Here is a 14,246-nt window from a genome sequence, read left to right as displayed (position 1 = left end):
GCATGGTATGCCAGAGGGGAGTCATGAGATCATTGATGATTTTGAACTAGACATGGATATCGAAACCATTACGCTGGATGATATAGATATTCGTGAGTTCGAAGAACCTCTTCCTGAGGAATTTGGTGGAGAAGTGGGCTCTATGGAAGTAGGGAGTGTTGGGAATATAGAAAACATCCAGATCAACACGGCTACTTTTGGAGGAGGAGGCGGGGCAATGGGGGAAATGCCCCAGGGTGAGGGAGGAGGTGGCGCAACCTCGGGCATGGGCTCCATGACAGGAGATGTTTCGCTTAAACCAGAAGAGTTGACGATTTCCGCTCCTTCAATCACTATTCAAACGGAGAATCTGAGTGTTATGAGTCCATCAGGTGGGTTAGAGGGTGGTATCCAATCAATCCAACCTCAAGTAGCTCCTGGTGGTTCTTCCGTTGTAGAAGAATCAAAACAGGTTTCTCCGGAAGAGCCTATGATTTCTGGACTTGCAGAAGCGCCGGCGATAGAGTCTCTGAATGTGGATGAGCTTGAATTCGGGGGTATTTCCAGTGAAAATCCGGTAGAGTCTTCGGGAGAGGTGGAGATTCCTACGATCGCGAAAGATGAAACCATCAACCTTCTTGAGCAGGAAGAACCTCCCATAGAAGAAACCCCAATACGAGAGGAGAATGTTGCTGAACCTATCTTCAAAGAAGAGTCCCCCGTGGTAGGAAAAGAGCAACCCAAACCACCGCTTTCGGTGAATGAAGAAGATGAGATTGTAAGTGTTTCTGGGGATGAGCTTGATCAGCTTCTTTATGGGGATATGGTAGGTGGAATAGAGGTAGTTTCTGAGGAAGTTGGTAAGGAAACGGTTCTTCCTGTTGAGAGTGAAAGTGTACCGGAGGAATTTCTTGTGTCTCCTGAAGCCATAGAACCGCAGGGAGAGGTTGTTTTTGTTGAAACAGACAAGAACCAAGTTCCTTTGGAGGAGAATTTTGAGTTGATAGTGGAAGATAAGGGTTTTTCTCCTCAAGAGACGGTGTATGCTTCAGAACCAACAGAGGTTTTGCGAGAGACGAACCCTCTTCCAGAACGCGAAAAAGAGGTTCCATTACCTGATCTTGAAAAACTTGATACCGTGATGGAGGAGCCGTTACTCCAACGTGAGGAACCAACCCAAGCATTTGATCTTGCGGCAGAAGAGATTCAGCTTGAACCCATTGTTCTTGAAGAAACTCCTTTTGCAGAGATGGGTGAACCTGTTTCTGTTGTTGAGGAGACTCTGCCTGAGACTGTGGAAATGGTAGAAGCTGAACCTGTAGTTATAGAAAGGGAATCAGCCCCCTTGATCTCTGATATATCCGAAGAAGCACCCGCATCAGAGCAAGAAGAAGTACCTTTTCAGTTTGATCTCTCAGCTATACCAGATCTTCAGCCTAATGTTGAAGATGAGAATGAACCTATCGCCCTTTCTCTTGATGAGCTCAATAATATTGAGGTTACGGAAGAACCAGCTCTCACGATGGAGGTGGGTACCTCTGAAGTTACCGCATCCGAAATGGATAGAGGAGTGTCCGAGGTCTCCGCGGAGCCAGTACATGAGATTGCTTCAGTTGGTGAAGAAGAGGCTGTGTCCGATCTTGAGAGGGTGGATATTCCTGTAGAGACAGAGGTGCCTCTCTCACTGGAGAGTTTTGATTCTATCGTTGCGGAGGAGGAAAAGATAGAAGATCTGAAACAGCAGGATCTTAATCAACTCATTGAAGTTGCAGAACCGGATCTTGAGTCTTTGGAAAGTATGGAGGAACAAGAAGAATCAGAGAAAGAGACGGAGTTACCTCCTTTAGCGGAAGCAGAGACGGTAGAAGTGTCGCTTGAAGATCTGGGTATGACAGGCGAGGAGGAGATTTCTGAACCATTGGTTGGCGAAGCGTACATGCCTGCTGCGGGCTCAGAGGAGTTTGATCGACGACAGGTTATCGAAACCAATCTTGATGCCTTGAGTGGGTCAACCCGTGAAGAGCTTCGCAAGGTGCTTCAGTATCTGGATAACCTTTTATCAGATCTCCCGGAAGATAAGATTAAAGAATTCGCTCAATCTGAGTATTATGATCTTTATATGAAGATTATGGGTAAATTGGGTTTATAGGACAGGATATGGGACTCAAAGAAAAAGCGAGGTATTATCGTTTTGTTCTTCAGCCACCTGCGGTGAATTTTGAAAAGAAACTGCTTGAACTTCAAACTCTTCTCGAGATTAACAAAGAACTTAGTGCTACCCTCAATAGCGAAGAGCTTTTGCAGATCTTGCTTTTTACCCTGATGGGGCAGTTCCAGCTTTCCGAGATAGCCATATACCAAAAAAAAGATACCTCATACATTCTTGCCCAACAACAAGGGATGGAGGGTGTGGATGAGTGTGTAGATTTCTCTCTTGAAACGCTCTTTTCAGGGGGAATACAAGAGGATTTTCGTGGCGAGGGTTTTTTTCGCTCTTTGAAACATGGCTATATCCTGGTGCCTCTTTCAAGTAAGAATGGATGGAATGGCTTTTTTCTTCTTGGACCGAAGGGCGAAGGGACCTATCAGGAAGAGGATAAACACTTTATCCAGGCAGTAGCTTCTCTGGCAGGCAGCGCTCTGGAGAATGCCCATCTTTACACATCTCTTCAGAGGGCGTATGAAGATCTCGATCGGAGACTGAAACAGCTTTCCGCTCTTTATGAGATTAGCACCCTGATCAATTCCAGCGACGACTTTGAACTTATTACTTCTCTTTTGCAGGAGACTCTGGCCACAGGTTTTGGGGTAACATCTTCACTTTTACTTTCTTTTCATGGGAATAAAGCCAGAGTAACCTCTTCTTACCAGCTACCGGCTTTTTCTCCAGGGCAGATGTATATAATTTCTCCTGAAGAGGAGGCGTGTTTTAGTGACAATCAGCCCAGACTTCTTTCGACATCTTCATGGTCTTCTTCCCCGTATATCTTTCTTCCTCTTGCGACAATGAAGCGTCGTGTGGGGGCTTTGATAGTCACTTCTATAGAAAACGAACCTTTACGAGAGGTTTCCACGGAAACATTGAATCTTCTTGCTATCATTGCCTCTCAGATAGCTCCTCCACTTCTGCTTTCCCAGTGGATCAGGGAAAAATCTGTTCATAATCCTTTTGATAACCTTTTTACGACTTTGAAAAATGAGGCTCAAAAAGCAAACGAGTTTGGCGTGGGAATGAGTCTGCTCTACATGAAACTCAATAATCTCTCAAAGTATCCCGAGTTTTATTCTGAAGAACAGACGCTTTCTCTTATTCAGACTCTGGAACAGAGAATCGTTGATGCTTTTCCTTCGCTTTCACAGTGGATACACTACGATCTGGAACGTTTTCTCTTGATCTTTACTGGAGTTCCTCTCTCTGAAGTGGAAACGTATAGCGACACCCTCCATCATCTTGTGGGGGAGATATTCTCTCATCAGGGGGATATTCCTATTCAGGTGCAGATCTCTTTTGCCAGTTATCCCGATGAAGGTCAGAATATGCTCTCTTATCTGAATAGATTGACCTCGTTGGTGTAGGAGATATCATGCATATCATTAACTCTGCACTCCCACCTCACGGTGCGCCAATGGTGATAGAAGATGATGTGGAAATACGGGGAAATGTGGGAATTGGGAATCAGGTTGAGGCTATCGGCAATGTTGTCGTGATAGGGGATGTGGAACAATCCAGGATTTTTTCTCATAAGGGGAGTATTACGGTTCACGGGACAGTGAATGGCTACCAATCTTCTCTGGTAGCGGCAGGCAATATTACCGTGAGTAAGGTAAGAAACGCCACGCTTCGGGCGAAAAAGTCTATATATATTCTCATAGAGGCTATTGAGGCTCACCTGGTAGCAAGGGAAACCATTGTGTGTAAAGAGGGAAGGGGAGCTATTGTTGGAGGAACAGCAGAAGCTGGCATCGAGGTTGAGACGAATTTTCTGGGGAATGAAAAGGGTTTTTTTACCATTGCAAGGCTCACCAATTTTCGTCAATCGGAGATGTTTCTCCAGAGTCAAAAGTTGGCTGAGGTAGAAAAAAAACTCCAGGCAGAGAAGGAACGTTACGAGAAAACTATTCAGGTGATTCGAATTCTTGGCGAGAAGGTGAAACAACTTCCTCTTGCGAAAAAACAGGAGCTTGCTCAGCAGGTGAAACTCTATCAGGAGGTATGTTTGCGCCTGGCTCATGTCCAGACACAGCGCAAGGCTCTCTGGGAACAATCTCAAAAAGAGAATGAACTGGAGCGGACGATTCTTATTCACGACACGGTCTATGAAAATGTCTCTCTTGCCATTGATAATCAGAAACTTGAACTTACCACCCGATATCGTAATGTGATCGTCTACAAAAAGGGGATCCTTATTCTTGGTGATTTTGATGAGTATATGAGACGAAAAAAGTATGCTTAGTTTTTCGTGTCTTGTGTAGAGGTGGAATATTTTCCGTTAAACGTTTTTTCTTTTTTTCATTTTTTGTCTTTATAAAAAAAGAGAAGGCCGAAGCCTTCTCTTTTTTCTTTTTTACCATGAGGATATACATTTTACTGTCGGATTTTTGTGGAAACAATTTTCCATTTGCCGTCGATTTTTTTGAGAAGGTAATCCACCGAGGTGACAATATTGGGTTTGATTTTTGCTTTTTCCTCGGGAGTGGCGAATTCGCTTATTTCTTGTGAGGTGTTTTTGATGAGCCATCTGGTGGAAACAACGGCGTATTGCTGGCTGTTGTTGGTGTAGAGTTCGGCATTGACGATTTCGTAACCACCGAGTTTATCCATTTCTTCCTTGAGCCAGGCTTTGGCATTTTTGTTACTCTGAAGATTGGAGAGAATGATGAGGGTTTTCTTTTTTTCATTTTCTTCCGTGAGTAGGAGCAGATACTCGTAGTCTCCTTTCATCAGAAAGATACATGCCGCATCCACAACAAGGACAGGATCGGAATAGTCTAATCCTTTGGTAGCTGACAAAAGAAAAAGTACCGGTATCAGAATAAGAAACCATGTTTTTCGCATAAAATGTCCTCCCATTTCGATATCAGTTTATCGGCATAGTGGCTAAAAACTTGATTTTTTTCTCTCTTTTGATTACAATTTTTCTCTGAAAAAAACAAACAAGGAGTAATGTATGCAAAAAATACCACTGTGGCTTGGGGTATTGATTGGTTTTATAGTGGGACTGGGAGGCGGGTTGATCCCATTTTTCGTAAGTATACAGAAAAAAGACCTCGCCCTTACCATGTTTTATCCGCTTCCTTCTGTAAAATCAACAAACTGGGTGGCAAAAGTTGGTCAGTATGTGATTACTCAAGAGGATCTGGACCGAGGAATACAACTTTTTCTCGAACAGGTTCCTGCCAATCAGAGGGCGCAGCTTATGAATAGTCCGGAACTCAAGGCGCAATTACTTGAAGAGTTTATTAATCAGTATGTTGTATTGCTTGAAGCCTTAAAGGATAAGAGTTTTGATACCCCTGAAACAAGATTTTTGATCCAGGCTTCTGTTCGCCAGGCGGTGTATCAGCTCTATTTGAGAAAGCATCTTCCTTCGGATACCTCTGTTTTTCTTCCTACCGATGCTGAGATCAATGCCTTCTATGAACAGAATAAGGCCCAGCTCTCCAAAATGAATATTCCGGCTTCTCAGATGAAGCAGTTTATTCAGCAGGAGATCGGCAATCGAAAACTCCAGGAATGGGCTGCTCGTTATGTGATGCAGCTTCGAGAGGCTTATCAGATTCAGAGAAGTGTGAATGCTCCGATGCCGTCTCCTGTGAATACCCTTCCTCTGGGGAAGTAAAAAAACTTGTGGGAATTGAGGTGAAACTTGATACGTGAATACCCAAAAAGGAGATGCTATGGCGCGTAGATCTTCTTATTCTCTTCTTGTATGGCTGGTAGTTCTGGTTTTAGTGGGAGGCGGGTATTTTTTTACGCGACCGAAGCGTTCAAAAGAGCCCCACATAAGATTGCTTTCGTGGGATACAGATGATGTGGTTTTTGTGGCCCGATGGCACAACCAGACGAATACGAGAGAGTATACGGCTTTTGAGAGATATGGGGAAGAGTGGTATATGGTTTCGCCGGTGCGTGAAAAGGTCCACCCGGAGCTTTTTCACCGGATGCTGGATACCCTCTCACGTGTGAAAACGGAACAAGCCTTTGTTATACGTGAAGCCTCCGAGTGGGAAAATTATGGTTTTTCTCCGTATGTTTACCGTTTTGTGTTGAGTAACCGTCGAGGGGAGGAGTATACCCTTGATATCGGAAATGTTACGCCGGGCCAGAATTATTTCTATCTGCGGATCAATGGAACGGAAACCAACTATCAAACTGCAACCTATAACCTGGTGGATGTAACCCAGCCTCAGGGAGCGTATCGCTGGCCGGATATTTTTGATATTCCCTTTGATCATCTCGAGAAAGTGGTGTTTTTCTTTGAGGGAAAGCGGGTAGTGGAGATTGTGACGAATCTTTCGGGATGGGCGATGGTTTTTCCAGAGAAGAGGATGCTTACGAATTTTTCGGTGAAGTCGGTGCTTCTTGATTTTTATCCCTTTCAAATAGATCATTTTCTCACCACAGAGGTGACGCCCTCTTTTCTCAGGCAGTACTCTCTTGTTACTCCTCGCTATGGGGTGGTATTTGTGGGTGAAGGTCGAAGTAACACTCTCTGGGTAAGTGATAAGGGAGAGGAGGGGTTCTTGTATGCTTACTCAGGGGAAAGGCAGGGGATATTTGTGGTTTCCGAGGGGGAAGTGACCACGAAGTGGATTACCCAGGCATCCCAGTTCAGGCGTTAGGGGTATGAGAAAGGATATTCCTTCCCTTAAGGAACTTCTTGCACTTTTTTATCAGGCGCCCCATGTGCGGGGGATTCTTGTGTTTCGGGGGATGGAGTACGAGGGTATGGTGTTCAAAAGGGATATTGAACGCCATCTTGATGAGACACATCTTTCTGTTCTGGATCTTGTGCAACGATTGAGTGTACCGCAGATGGAGGAGTTTTTGCTCAGTAAAGATCCCTCTCCTCATACGAAAATTCCTGTACTTTTTCTTGAGACAGGGGAGATGACGTTGATTTCTTACAAAGAGTTTCGGTGGCATTTTCATCCGGATGAGTTTTCGTTTAGCAGGGTTGAGGGGGTAGTCCGTAGTATGGACTATCCCGTGGTGGTGACCAATCTCTTTAAAAAGGTGCTTTATCAAAACCAGGCGGCTTTTTCTTTTTTTTCCCGTGATCTTTTGGGGAAAAATATCTTCACCGCTTTAAAGGAATGGGCGATTGAGGAAAAGGATGGCTTTTTTCTGGTATACTCTGACAAGGGGCGATATTCTCTTTTTATGAGTCGTTCTCAAGGGTCTGATGGGGAGTTTTTTGTGTTTTTGTTTTTTCCCTTTGGAGGGACCACTGCCGGGTAAGGACAGCTGTCGTTATGGCGAAGGCGTTTGCTACATTGAGAGAGAGTTTTCTCCCGTACAAGGGGATATACACGATCTGGTCAACCAGGGCGAGGGTTTCTTCAGGGATGCCGAATTCTTCGTTGCCCATGATGAGAGCGGTTTTTTCAGGAAGGGTAGTGTCCCAGAGAGGGGTGCTCTGAGGGATTACCTCAAGGGCAGCGATAGTATATCCATGATTTTTATAGTATGCAATGGCTTGTGGAACGGTTTCAAATTCTCGTATTATTATCCACTCATGGGTGCCCATAGCGGTCTTTGCCACTCTGGGGTTGGATACAGATGGGGTAATACCGCAGAGGCAGGCTTCTGACCAGCCAAAGGCTTCTGCGGTACGGATGATACTTCCGACATTGAAGGGAGAACGTATATCGGCGAGGATGACAACGCTCTCCCAGCGGTAAAGAGGATCCTCTCTATCAAATACAGGGGAAAGAAAATCCTCTTCTGATCGAGTTTCGTTATTAAGGGCAAGAAGCTCGTACGAGAGATGAAACCAGAGATGGGGGGAGGGGAGAAGGTCTGGTTTTGTCTTTTCGATGAGAAGAAAGGCTTTTCGAAGCCTTGGATGAGGATCAGTTGCTATCCATCCGGTACATTCCCAGAAGAGTTGTTGTTTGGTGGGGTTTCGGGCACTTTCCCTGGCCAAGGTGGAGAGTTTACGAACTTTCTGGGAAACGGAGAGTTTGTTAAATCCTTCTCTTTGCATCACTCCTCCATCAAAAACGCTTCAAAAAGGTTTTCTGCAACTTCTTCGGGTGCGCTTTTTGAGATTTCTTCCAGGTAGGCAATATGTTCAAACCAGCGACTGATTTGTTTGAGGGAGGTTTTTTGGTCGTATTCTTTGATTCTTTTTGCCTCAAAAAGGGAAATGGAGACCTCCTTTGCCCAGGTTTCAAGGGGTGTGTTCTCTCTTGTTTTGTAACTCCAGAGGAGACGGCAGGTGCGATAAATCATGGGAACGAACGACTCCAAACCGAGCAAGGCAAGTATGCGTAAAAAAAATAAGGTCAAAAATAGAGTAATTGGTAGATGGTGCGAGAAGCTCCTCGCAGAAACGTAGCGTCAGGCTACTCTTTTTGTCAACAGCGGGGATGAGAATGTGAAGCATGCGGTCAATTTCCTCGAGGGATTGATTGCTGAGGTCAAGGAGAAACTCGTACACCTCTTCTTCGGCCTTGATCTGGTGGTTTTGAAACTGTTGGCGGATAAAAGCGATGATATCTCTTCCGTAGAGGGGCTTGCATTCACGGATCTCGGCATAGGGATCTACCATCGAGAGAAATTTTTTACTTACCTTTTCTGCGGAGAGAAGGAAAAGATGGGGACTCTCCATGGAAAGAATACTCAAAAGGGCTTTTTCCCATTCATGAAGGGCATGTTCTTTGAGTTCATCCCAGTTTTTGAGGACAAAAAACTCACCTCCTCCAAAGATAAAGTCTGAACTGGCGTTACTTACAAAGTCAGAGGGTTCTTTTTCTGAGGTATAGACGATGGTCTTTTCCAGGGAAGCGTATTTCTCCACATACTCTTTTTCGTATTGCCGACGGAGAACCTCATTGGGTCCGTGGATAAGAAACAGGCGTTTCATTACTGCCTCCTAACACGGGGATAGAGGAGAAGTCTTGAGAAACACTCCATCCGTAGTGAATGTTTTCTGCGGCATACTGTGCCCATCGCAAGATAAGGTGGTTGTATACGGTGTCTTCGTTGACATTGGTATAGGCAAAGACACGATCAAAGATAACCACATTCGAACGAAAGAGATGATCTCCTATAAAGAGAGAAAATGTTCCACGGATTTCGTAAATCTTTTTCTCTGGAGGTATCATCTGGGAACGGAGAGGAAGAAGCTCGATGACTACTTGAGCCTGAGGGATTTTGTTGTCGACGATACGCTGGAAGGAAAAAAGTTCTCGAGTGAGGGCATCTTCAATGGTAGGTTTCCATGGTTGCCAACTCTCTGGAAAAGAGAAAGAAAGGGCAATGGTACGGATCTCGAGGGGAAGGGCGAGTTCTTTTTTGCGTATTTGGAGCCAGCTATTGGTCCACACAACACTCTCGTAAGATTCATCTCGTTTCCCGTTCATGCAGGAAAATAGTCCCAAGAAAGCGAGAAGTGCACTACTTGCCAGAAAAAACGCACGTACCTGAGTTTTTGCATCTCTCATATACATTAAGAAAAACATGGCCACCTGGTTTTACCAGATGGCCAGTGTGTTAGTTTTTCGATTTGTCGATGATTTTGCCTTTCTGGATCCAGGGCATCATGGCACGCAGCTGAGCGCCCACCTTTTCCAGGGGATGTTCGCTCCACATGGCACGCTTCGCCATGAATGAGGGTTTATTAACCTTGTTCTCCAGCATCCAGTCACGGGCAAACTCTCCTGTCTGAATACGGCGGAGGACTTCTTTCATTCTCTGTTTGACACTTTCGTCAATCACAAAGGGACCGGAAACATAGTCGCCGTATTCGGCAGTGTTGGAGATGGAGTAACGCATATCAGCAAACCCACCCTGGTAGATGAGATCCACGATGAGTTTCATTTCGTGGATACATTCAAAGTAAGCCATTTCAGGGGGATAACCAGCTTCTACAAGGACTTCGAAACCAGCTCTCATGAGATTCGTTACCCCACCACAGAGGACAGCCTGTTCACCGAAGAGGTCGGTCTCTGTTTCATCTTTAAAGGTGGTTTCGATTACTCCTGCACGGGCACCACCAATAGCATTGGCGTATGCTAAAGCAATCTCAAGAGCCTTGCCGGTGGCATTCTGGTGAACAGCTACAAGACAGGGTACACCACCACCTTTTTTATACTCTTCTCGCACCATGTGACCGGGACCTTTGGGGGCCACCATGGTAACATCCACATCAGAAGGGGGAACAATCTGGCCAAAATGGATGTTAAAACCGTGAGCAAACATGAGCATTTTACCCTTGGTGAGGTTTTTCTCAATGGACTGGCGGTAAACATCGCCCTGGAGTTCGTCTGGCAAAAGCATCATAATCATGTCTGCCCAGGCAGCTGCCTCAGAAACTTCCATGACCTTGAGACCAGCATCTTCTGCTTTTTTCCAGGAAGGACTTCCCTTGCGCAGACCGACAGCAACCTCTACCCCTGAATCGTGAAGGTTGTTGGAATGGGCGTATCCCTGGCTACCGTATCCAATGATAGCAACTTTTTTGCCTTTGATGGCATCCATCTTAGCATCTTTTTCGTAATAGACCTTCATTGTCTATCCTCCTTAAAAATTTAAAACTATCCTCTTAGGAGTGCAATCTTTCCGGTTCTTGCCATTTCAATGATACCGTAGCTTTTGAGAAGCTCAATGATGGCATCAACTTTTTCCTCTGATCCGGTAACCTCAATAGTGATCGTGGTGTGAGAAATGTCTACCACCTTACCCTTGAATACATCAGCGATTTCGATAATCTCTCGTCTCTTGGCGGCATTGACACCAACTTTAATGAGAGCAAGTTCTCTTTCCACGTATTCTTCATCTGTGAGATCACGGACTTTGATAACCTCAATGAGTTTATTGAGTTGTTTTTTGACCTGGTCCACGACACGGTTATCGCCATCAACAACAATCGTCATAACAGATATCGTTGGGTCTTCTGTTTCTGCAACAGAAAGGCTTACAATATTGAATCCCCGGGCAGAAAAAAGACCAGCAATACGTGCAAGGACCCCAAACTGGTTTTCTACCAGAACTGAAAGTGTGTAATGCATTAGGCAAGCCCTCCTATCATTTGTGTCAGATTGGCGCCTGCAGGTACCATGGGGAAGACGTTTTCCTCTTGCTCGATGATGACGTCAAGGAGTGCCGGTCCCTCTTGAGCAAGGAGATCCTTAATGGCTTGTTCAACATCGGAAGGATTGATGACACGGGAAGCCCACCAGCCATACGCCTCAGCAACCTTTACAAAGTCAGGGTAGTAACATTCTTTTCCGTCGCAGGTAACCTTGGCAAGTTTTACCGCCGAGTAACGCTTGTTGTAGAAAAGCTCCTGCCACTGGCGAACCATACCAAGGTAGGTATTGTTGAGCACGATGACCTTGACAGGAACATCGTAGTAACGAGCTGTTGCCATCTCCTGGATGTTCATCTGAAGCGATCCGTCTCCTGCTACCACGATGGTTGGTTTATCGGGACGAGCAAGTTGGGCACCAATACCGGCAGGAAATCCAAACCCCATCGTTCCCAATCCTCCCGAGCTGAGAAAACTTCTGGGTTTTCGAAAGCCATAATACTGGGCCACCCACATCTGGTGTTGGCCTACCTCTGTGGAGATAATAGCATCACCATTGGTGAGTTTGGAAAGGGTTTCGATCACATACTGGGGTTTGATAATCTGGTTGTTATTCTGATAGGTGAGGGGATTGGCGTTTTTCCACTCTGCGATTTGCTTGAGCCAGCTCTCTGTCCGTATAGAGAATTCTTGTTTGAGGAGCTCAGTGAGAGCGTCTTTAACATCCCCAACGATGGGCACGTGCACCACAACATTTTTGCTAATGGATGAGGGATCAATGTCTATGTGAATAGTCTTGGCATGAGGGGCAAATTCATCAATCTTGCCGGTGACACGGTCGTCAAACCTGGCCCCAATGGCAAGGATCAGATCAGAGTGATGGATAGCATAGTTGGCATAGACGGTACCATGCATGCCAAGCATGCCAAGATAGAGGGGATCACTTACATCAGCAGGATAAGCGCCGAGCCCCAACAGGGTTGAGGTCACAGGGATACGATGTTTCCTCGCAAACTCAGTAAGTAAAGATCCTGCGTTTCCTGCGATCACACCGCCACCGTAGTAGATAATAGGACGTTGAGATTTTTCCAGCAGTTCTACGGCCTTCTTGATCTGTCCCTGGTTCACCTTGAAAAATGGTTTATAACTTCGCAATTCCACTTTTTCTGGCCAGATGAATTCTGTTTTCGTTGTGAGAACGTCCTTGGGAACATCAATGAGCACAGGCCCAGGTCTTCCCGTACTTGCGATATAGAAAGCTTCCCTTACAATTCTGGCGAGGTCATGAACGTCCTTTACGAGGAAATTGTGCTTGGTGATGGGGCGCGTAATACCGGTAATATCCACTTCCTGGAAGGCATCACTCCCGATCATCGAGGTGGCTACCTGTCCTGTGATAGCTACCATAGGGATAGAGTCCATATAAGCGGTAGCGATACCTGTTACCAGATTGGTGGCGCCAGGTCCACTTGTGGCGAGACAGACACCGACCTTGCCGGAAGCTCTGGCATATCCATCGGCAGCGTGAGCAGCACCCTGTTCGTGGCGCACGTGAATGAGTTTGATAGAACTCTCATCGTAGAGCACGTCAAACAGGGGGATAACCACTCCACCCGGATATCCAAAGATAACCTTGACTCCTTCTCGTTTTAAGCACTCAACGAGAATCTGTGCACCTGATAGTGTCACGTTTTCACCTCCACTCTTTTTCGAGTACCATTATTTAAATGCAAAAACAAAAAATAGTCAAGTTTTTAAGCAGTTTACCCCTTCAAAACTGGAATTTTGTAATCTCTTTTATTTTATTGAAATTCATAGAGATAAATTTGTTTTTTTTAAGGATAACTCGAATTTGATACCAGAAAAAACATGAAAAAACACGTATCAAAATATAATGCTTTTTTGTTTTTTTCCGATGCTTTTTGTGTCAACGAAGAAAAGGAGTGGGTTATGAGGAGAGAACTGATAGTTTCCTTTCTACTGGTTTCGGCTCTGAGTGCGTATGGGGTTATTAGTCGAAACGTGATAGACTTTTCAGAGTATGATCAGCGGATTAAGCTCCAGTTTGAAGGGCCAGAAGAAAGTTATATTACCAACATCGATGGGCAGCCGCGAATTGTCTTTGGCTATAAAGATTTTCTTCTTGAAAGCTGGACCGTTAAGTTGAATGAGTCTGCAAATCTCGATCAGAATCGGTTTCAGAGCTACTGTAAGCCTGTCGAGAGTAAGCGGTTTGGGACAGTAATTGGGGCGAGAATTCATTTTCCCACATGGAAAAACAATGCAAATGCTCTTCTTCAACCACCTTTTCCTATCAAAATTTATGATGATGAAGGGCGTTATATGAATATCTCCAACGGGGTGATGCCCAATGTTTCGGAGGTGCGTTCTGTCTCTATGTGGATCAGCGGCCGAAATTATCCCTATGGAGCGAGTGTCCGTTTTCGTGACAAGAATGAGGAATACAAAGAGTTTTTTGTTGGCTGGCTTAACTTTGAAGGTTGGAGAAAACTCATGTATGTCAACCCGAATTTTAGTGAGAGATTTAATGCGAAGATTTTGCGCCGTGAGCCGTTGTATCCTAAGGATGTACCTTACCTTGTCCTGGATGCTATCATTATCTATCGGTATGCCGATCAGATAGGAGGGGATTTTGTCACCTATATAAAGTCGATTGATATGGAGTATACCCCTTATGTTGTAGACAGCGACGTGGTTGAGGATATCAACGATGAGGAAGTCTGGCAGATTATTACCACCCGGGCAAAACGTCGCCAGAAACTGGAAGAGATGCGCCTGGTTGAGGATCTGTATCTCTACCAGCAAGAGAAATACCGCATGCAACTGAATAAGGATCCAATAGTGGACAAATAGTCCTCAAGAAACCTCCTATAAAAGCTTCCCCCTCCCTAGGCCACCTGTTTCCCGCAGGTGGTCTTTCCTTTTTGTGGCAGAGAAGAGATGGGATAAAGTTGTTTGGAAAAGGTTTTTTGTTTGTATTTTTTTTCA

General features: G+C 45.1%; 14 protein-coding genes. 7 read left to right on the top strand and 7 right to left on the bottom strand.

What is annotated here, in order from left to right; all coding sequences use genetic code 11:
* Positions 1-7: 7 nt before the first annotated feature.
* The 3 genes from KDW03_RS01445 to KDW03_RS01435 are packed head-to-tail and all read left to right on the top strand — an operon-like array spanning position 8 to position 4,433.
* A complete protein-coding gene (locus KDW03_RS01445; protein ID WP_271435627.1) occupies positions 8-2,128 on the top strand; it encodes a hypothetical protein in 2,121 nt (706 codons plus the stop codon).
* Between the two features lie 8 nt (positions 2,129-2,136).
* Positions 2,137-3,555 carry a GAF domain-containing protein gene (locus KDW03_RS01440; protein WP_271435626.1) on the top strand — a complete coding sequence of 473 codons (1,419 nt, stop codon included), beginning with the start codon at positions 2,137-2,139 and terminating at the stop codon, positions 3,553-3,555.
* 8 nt (positions 3,556-3,563) lie between these two features.
* The gene (locus tag KDW03_RS01435; RefSeq protein WP_271435625.1) at positions 3,564-4,433 is read left to right on the top strand and encodes a FapA family protein; all 870 of its coding nucleotides are present in this window, start codon (positions 3,564-3,566) and stop codon (positions 4,431-4,433) included.
* Positions 4,434-4,564: 131 nt separating this feature from the next.
* Here the strand turns inward: KDW03_RS01435 and KDW03_RS01430 are convergent, their stop codons facing one another.
* Positions 4,565-5,035 (bottom strand): hypothetical protein, encoded by a 471-nt coding sequence (locus tag KDW03_RS01430; protein ID WP_271435624.1) that lies wholly within the window; start codon positions 5,033-5,035, stop codon positions 4,565-4,567.
* Positions 5,036-5,147: 112 nt separating this feature from the next.
* On the opposite strand from KDW03_RS01430, the gene KDW03_RS01425 reads away from it, so the two are divergent.
* Genes KDW03_RS01425 through KDW03_RS01415 form a run of 3 tightly spaced genes read left to right on the top strand, consistent with a single transcriptional unit; the run spans position 5,148 to position 7,441 of the window.
* A complete protein-coding gene (locus tag KDW03_RS01425) occupies positions 5,148-5,819 on the top strand; it encodes a SurA N-terminal domain-containing protein (protein WP_271435623.1) in 672 nt (223 codons plus the stop codon).
* Positions 5,820-5,877: 58 nt separating this feature from the next.
* Positions 5,878-6,822, top strand: a complete 945-nt coding sequence (locus tag KDW03_RS01420; RefSeq protein ID WP_271435622.1) for a DUF4340 domain-containing protein — start codon at positions 5,878-5,880, stop codon at positions 6,820-6,822.
* Between the two features lie 4 nt (positions 6,823-6,826).
* A complete protein-coding gene (locus KDW03_RS01415; protein WP_271435621.1) occupies positions 6,827-7,441 on the top strand; it encodes a hypothetical protein in 615 nt (204 codons plus the stop codon).
* On the opposite strand, the gene KDW03_RS01410 is transcribed toward KDW03_RS01415, so the two are convergent.
* The 6 genes from KDW03_RS01410 to ilvB all read right to left on the bottom strand — a co-directional run bounded on the left by KDW03_RS01410 (position 7,362) and on the right by ilvB (position 12,926).
* Entirely contained in the window at positions 7,362-8,189 is an 828-nt protein-coding gene (locus tag KDW03_RS01410; RefSeq protein ID WP_271435620.1) for a TrmH family RNA methyltransferase, read from the bottom strand. The two genes, KDW03_RS01415 and KDW03_RS01410, sit on opposite strands and share 80 nt — an antisense overlap.
* 186 nt (positions 8,190-8,375) lie before the next feature.
* The gene (locus tag KDW03_RS01405) at positions 8,376-9,071 is read right to left on the bottom strand and encodes a DNA polymerase III subunit delta (protein WP_271435619.1); all 696 of its coding nucleotides are present in this window, start codon (positions 9,069-9,071) and stop codon (positions 8,376-8,378) included.
* Positions 9,037-9,570 carry a hypothetical protein gene (locus tag KDW03_RS01400; RefSeq protein WP_271435618.1) on the bottom strand — a complete coding sequence of 178 codons (534 nt, stop codon included), beginning with the start codon at positions 9,568-9,570 and terminating at the stop codon, positions 9,037-9,039. Before KDW03_RS01400 ends, KDW03_RS01405 begins: the two co-directional genes overlap by 35 nt.
* 130 nt (positions 9,571-9,700) lie before the next feature.
* Positions 9,701-10,717 carry a ketol-acid reductoisomerase gene (gene ilvC, locus KDW03_RS01395; RefSeq protein WP_271435617.1) on the bottom strand — a complete coding sequence of 339 codons (1,017 nt, stop codon included), beginning with the start codon at positions 10,715-10,717 and terminating at the stop codon, positions 9,701-9,703.
* 26 nt (positions 10,718-10,743) lie between these two features.
* On the bottom strand, positions 10,744-11,217 hold the full coding sequence (ilvN, locus tag KDW03_RS01390) for an acetolactate synthase small subunit (protein ID WP_271435616.1): 474 nt from the start codon (positions 11,215-11,217) through the stop codon (positions 10,744-10,746).
* Complete coding sequence (gene ilvB / locus KDW03_RS01385; RefSeq protein WP_271435615.1) at positions 11,217-12,926, bottom strand: biosynthetic-type acetolactate synthase large subunit; 1,710 nt, start codon at positions 12,924-12,926, stop codon at positions 11,217-11,219. Before ilvB ends, ilvN begins: the two co-directional genes overlap by 1 nt.
* 261 nt (positions 12,927-13,187) lie before the next feature.
* Between ilvB and KDW03_RS01380 the strand changes: the two genes are divergently transcribed.
* Positions 13,188-14,111 (top strand): flagellar filament outer layer protein FlaA, encoded by a 924-nt coding sequence (locus tag KDW03_RS01380; RefSeq protein WP_271435614.1) that lies wholly within the window; start codon positions 13,188-13,190, stop codon positions 14,109-14,111.
* Positions 14,112-14,246 lie beyond the last annotated feature (135 nt).

It is taken from the genome of Thermospira aquatica (assembly GCF_023525255.1).
GTDB lineage: Bacteria > Spirochaetota > Brevinematia > Brevinematales > Thermospiraceae > Thermospira > Thermospira aquatica.
Note: the sequence above shows the minus strand (reverse complement) of the source record. Positions and strands in the feature narration are given on the sequence as shown.

Coding starts and splice junctions, on each gene's coding strand:
- KDW03_RS01415 (WP_271435621.1), top strand. CDS start 6,827: ATGAGAAAGGATATTCCTTCCCTTAAGGAACTTCTTGCACTTTTTTAT.
- KDW03_RS01420 (WP_271435622.1), top strand. CDS start 5,878: ATGGCGCGTAGATCTTCTTATTCTCTTCTTGTATGGCTGGTAGTTCTG.
- KDW03_RS01435 (WP_271435625.1), top strand. CDS start 3,564: ATGCATATCATTAACTCTGCACTCCCACCTCACGGTGCGCCAATGGTG.
- KDW03_RS01400 (WP_271435618.1), bottom strand. CDS start 9,570: ATGAACGGGAAACGAGATGAATCTTACGAGAGTGTTGTGTGGACCAAT.
- KDW03_RS01425 (WP_271435623.1), top strand. CDS start 5,148: ATGCAAAAAATACCACTGTGGCTTGGGGTATTGATTGGTTTTATAGTG.
- KDW03_RS01405 (WP_271435619.1), bottom strand. CDS start 9,071: ATGAAACGCCTGTTTCTTATCCACGGACCCAATGAGGTTCTCCGTCGG.
- KDW03_RS01380 (WP_271435614.1), top strand. CDS start 13,188: ATGAGGAGAGAACTGATAGTTTCCTTTCTACTGGTTTCGGCTCTGAGT.
- KDW03_RS01445 (WP_271435627.1), top strand. CDS start 8: ATGCCAGAGGGGAGTCATGAGATCATTGATGATTTTGAACTAGACATG.
- ilvN (WP_271435616.1), bottom strand. CDS start 11,217: ATGCATTACACACTTTCAGTTCTGGTAGAAAACCAGTTTGGGGTCCTT.
- KDW03_RS01430 (WP_271435624.1), bottom strand. CDS start 5,035: ATGCGAAAAACATGGTTTCTTATTCTGATACCGGTACTTTTTCTTTTG.
- KDW03_RS01410 (WP_271435620.1), bottom strand. CDS start 8,189: ATGCAAAGAGAAGGATTTAACAAACTCTCCGTTTCCCAGAAAGTTCGT.
- ilvC (WP_271435617.1), bottom strand. CDS start 10,717: ATGAAGGTCTATTACGAAAAAGATGCTAAGATGGATGCCATCAAAGGC.
- KDW03_RS01440 (WP_271435626.1), top strand. CDS start 2,137: ATGGGACTCAAAGAAAAAGCGAGGTATTATCGTTTTGTTCTTCAGCCA.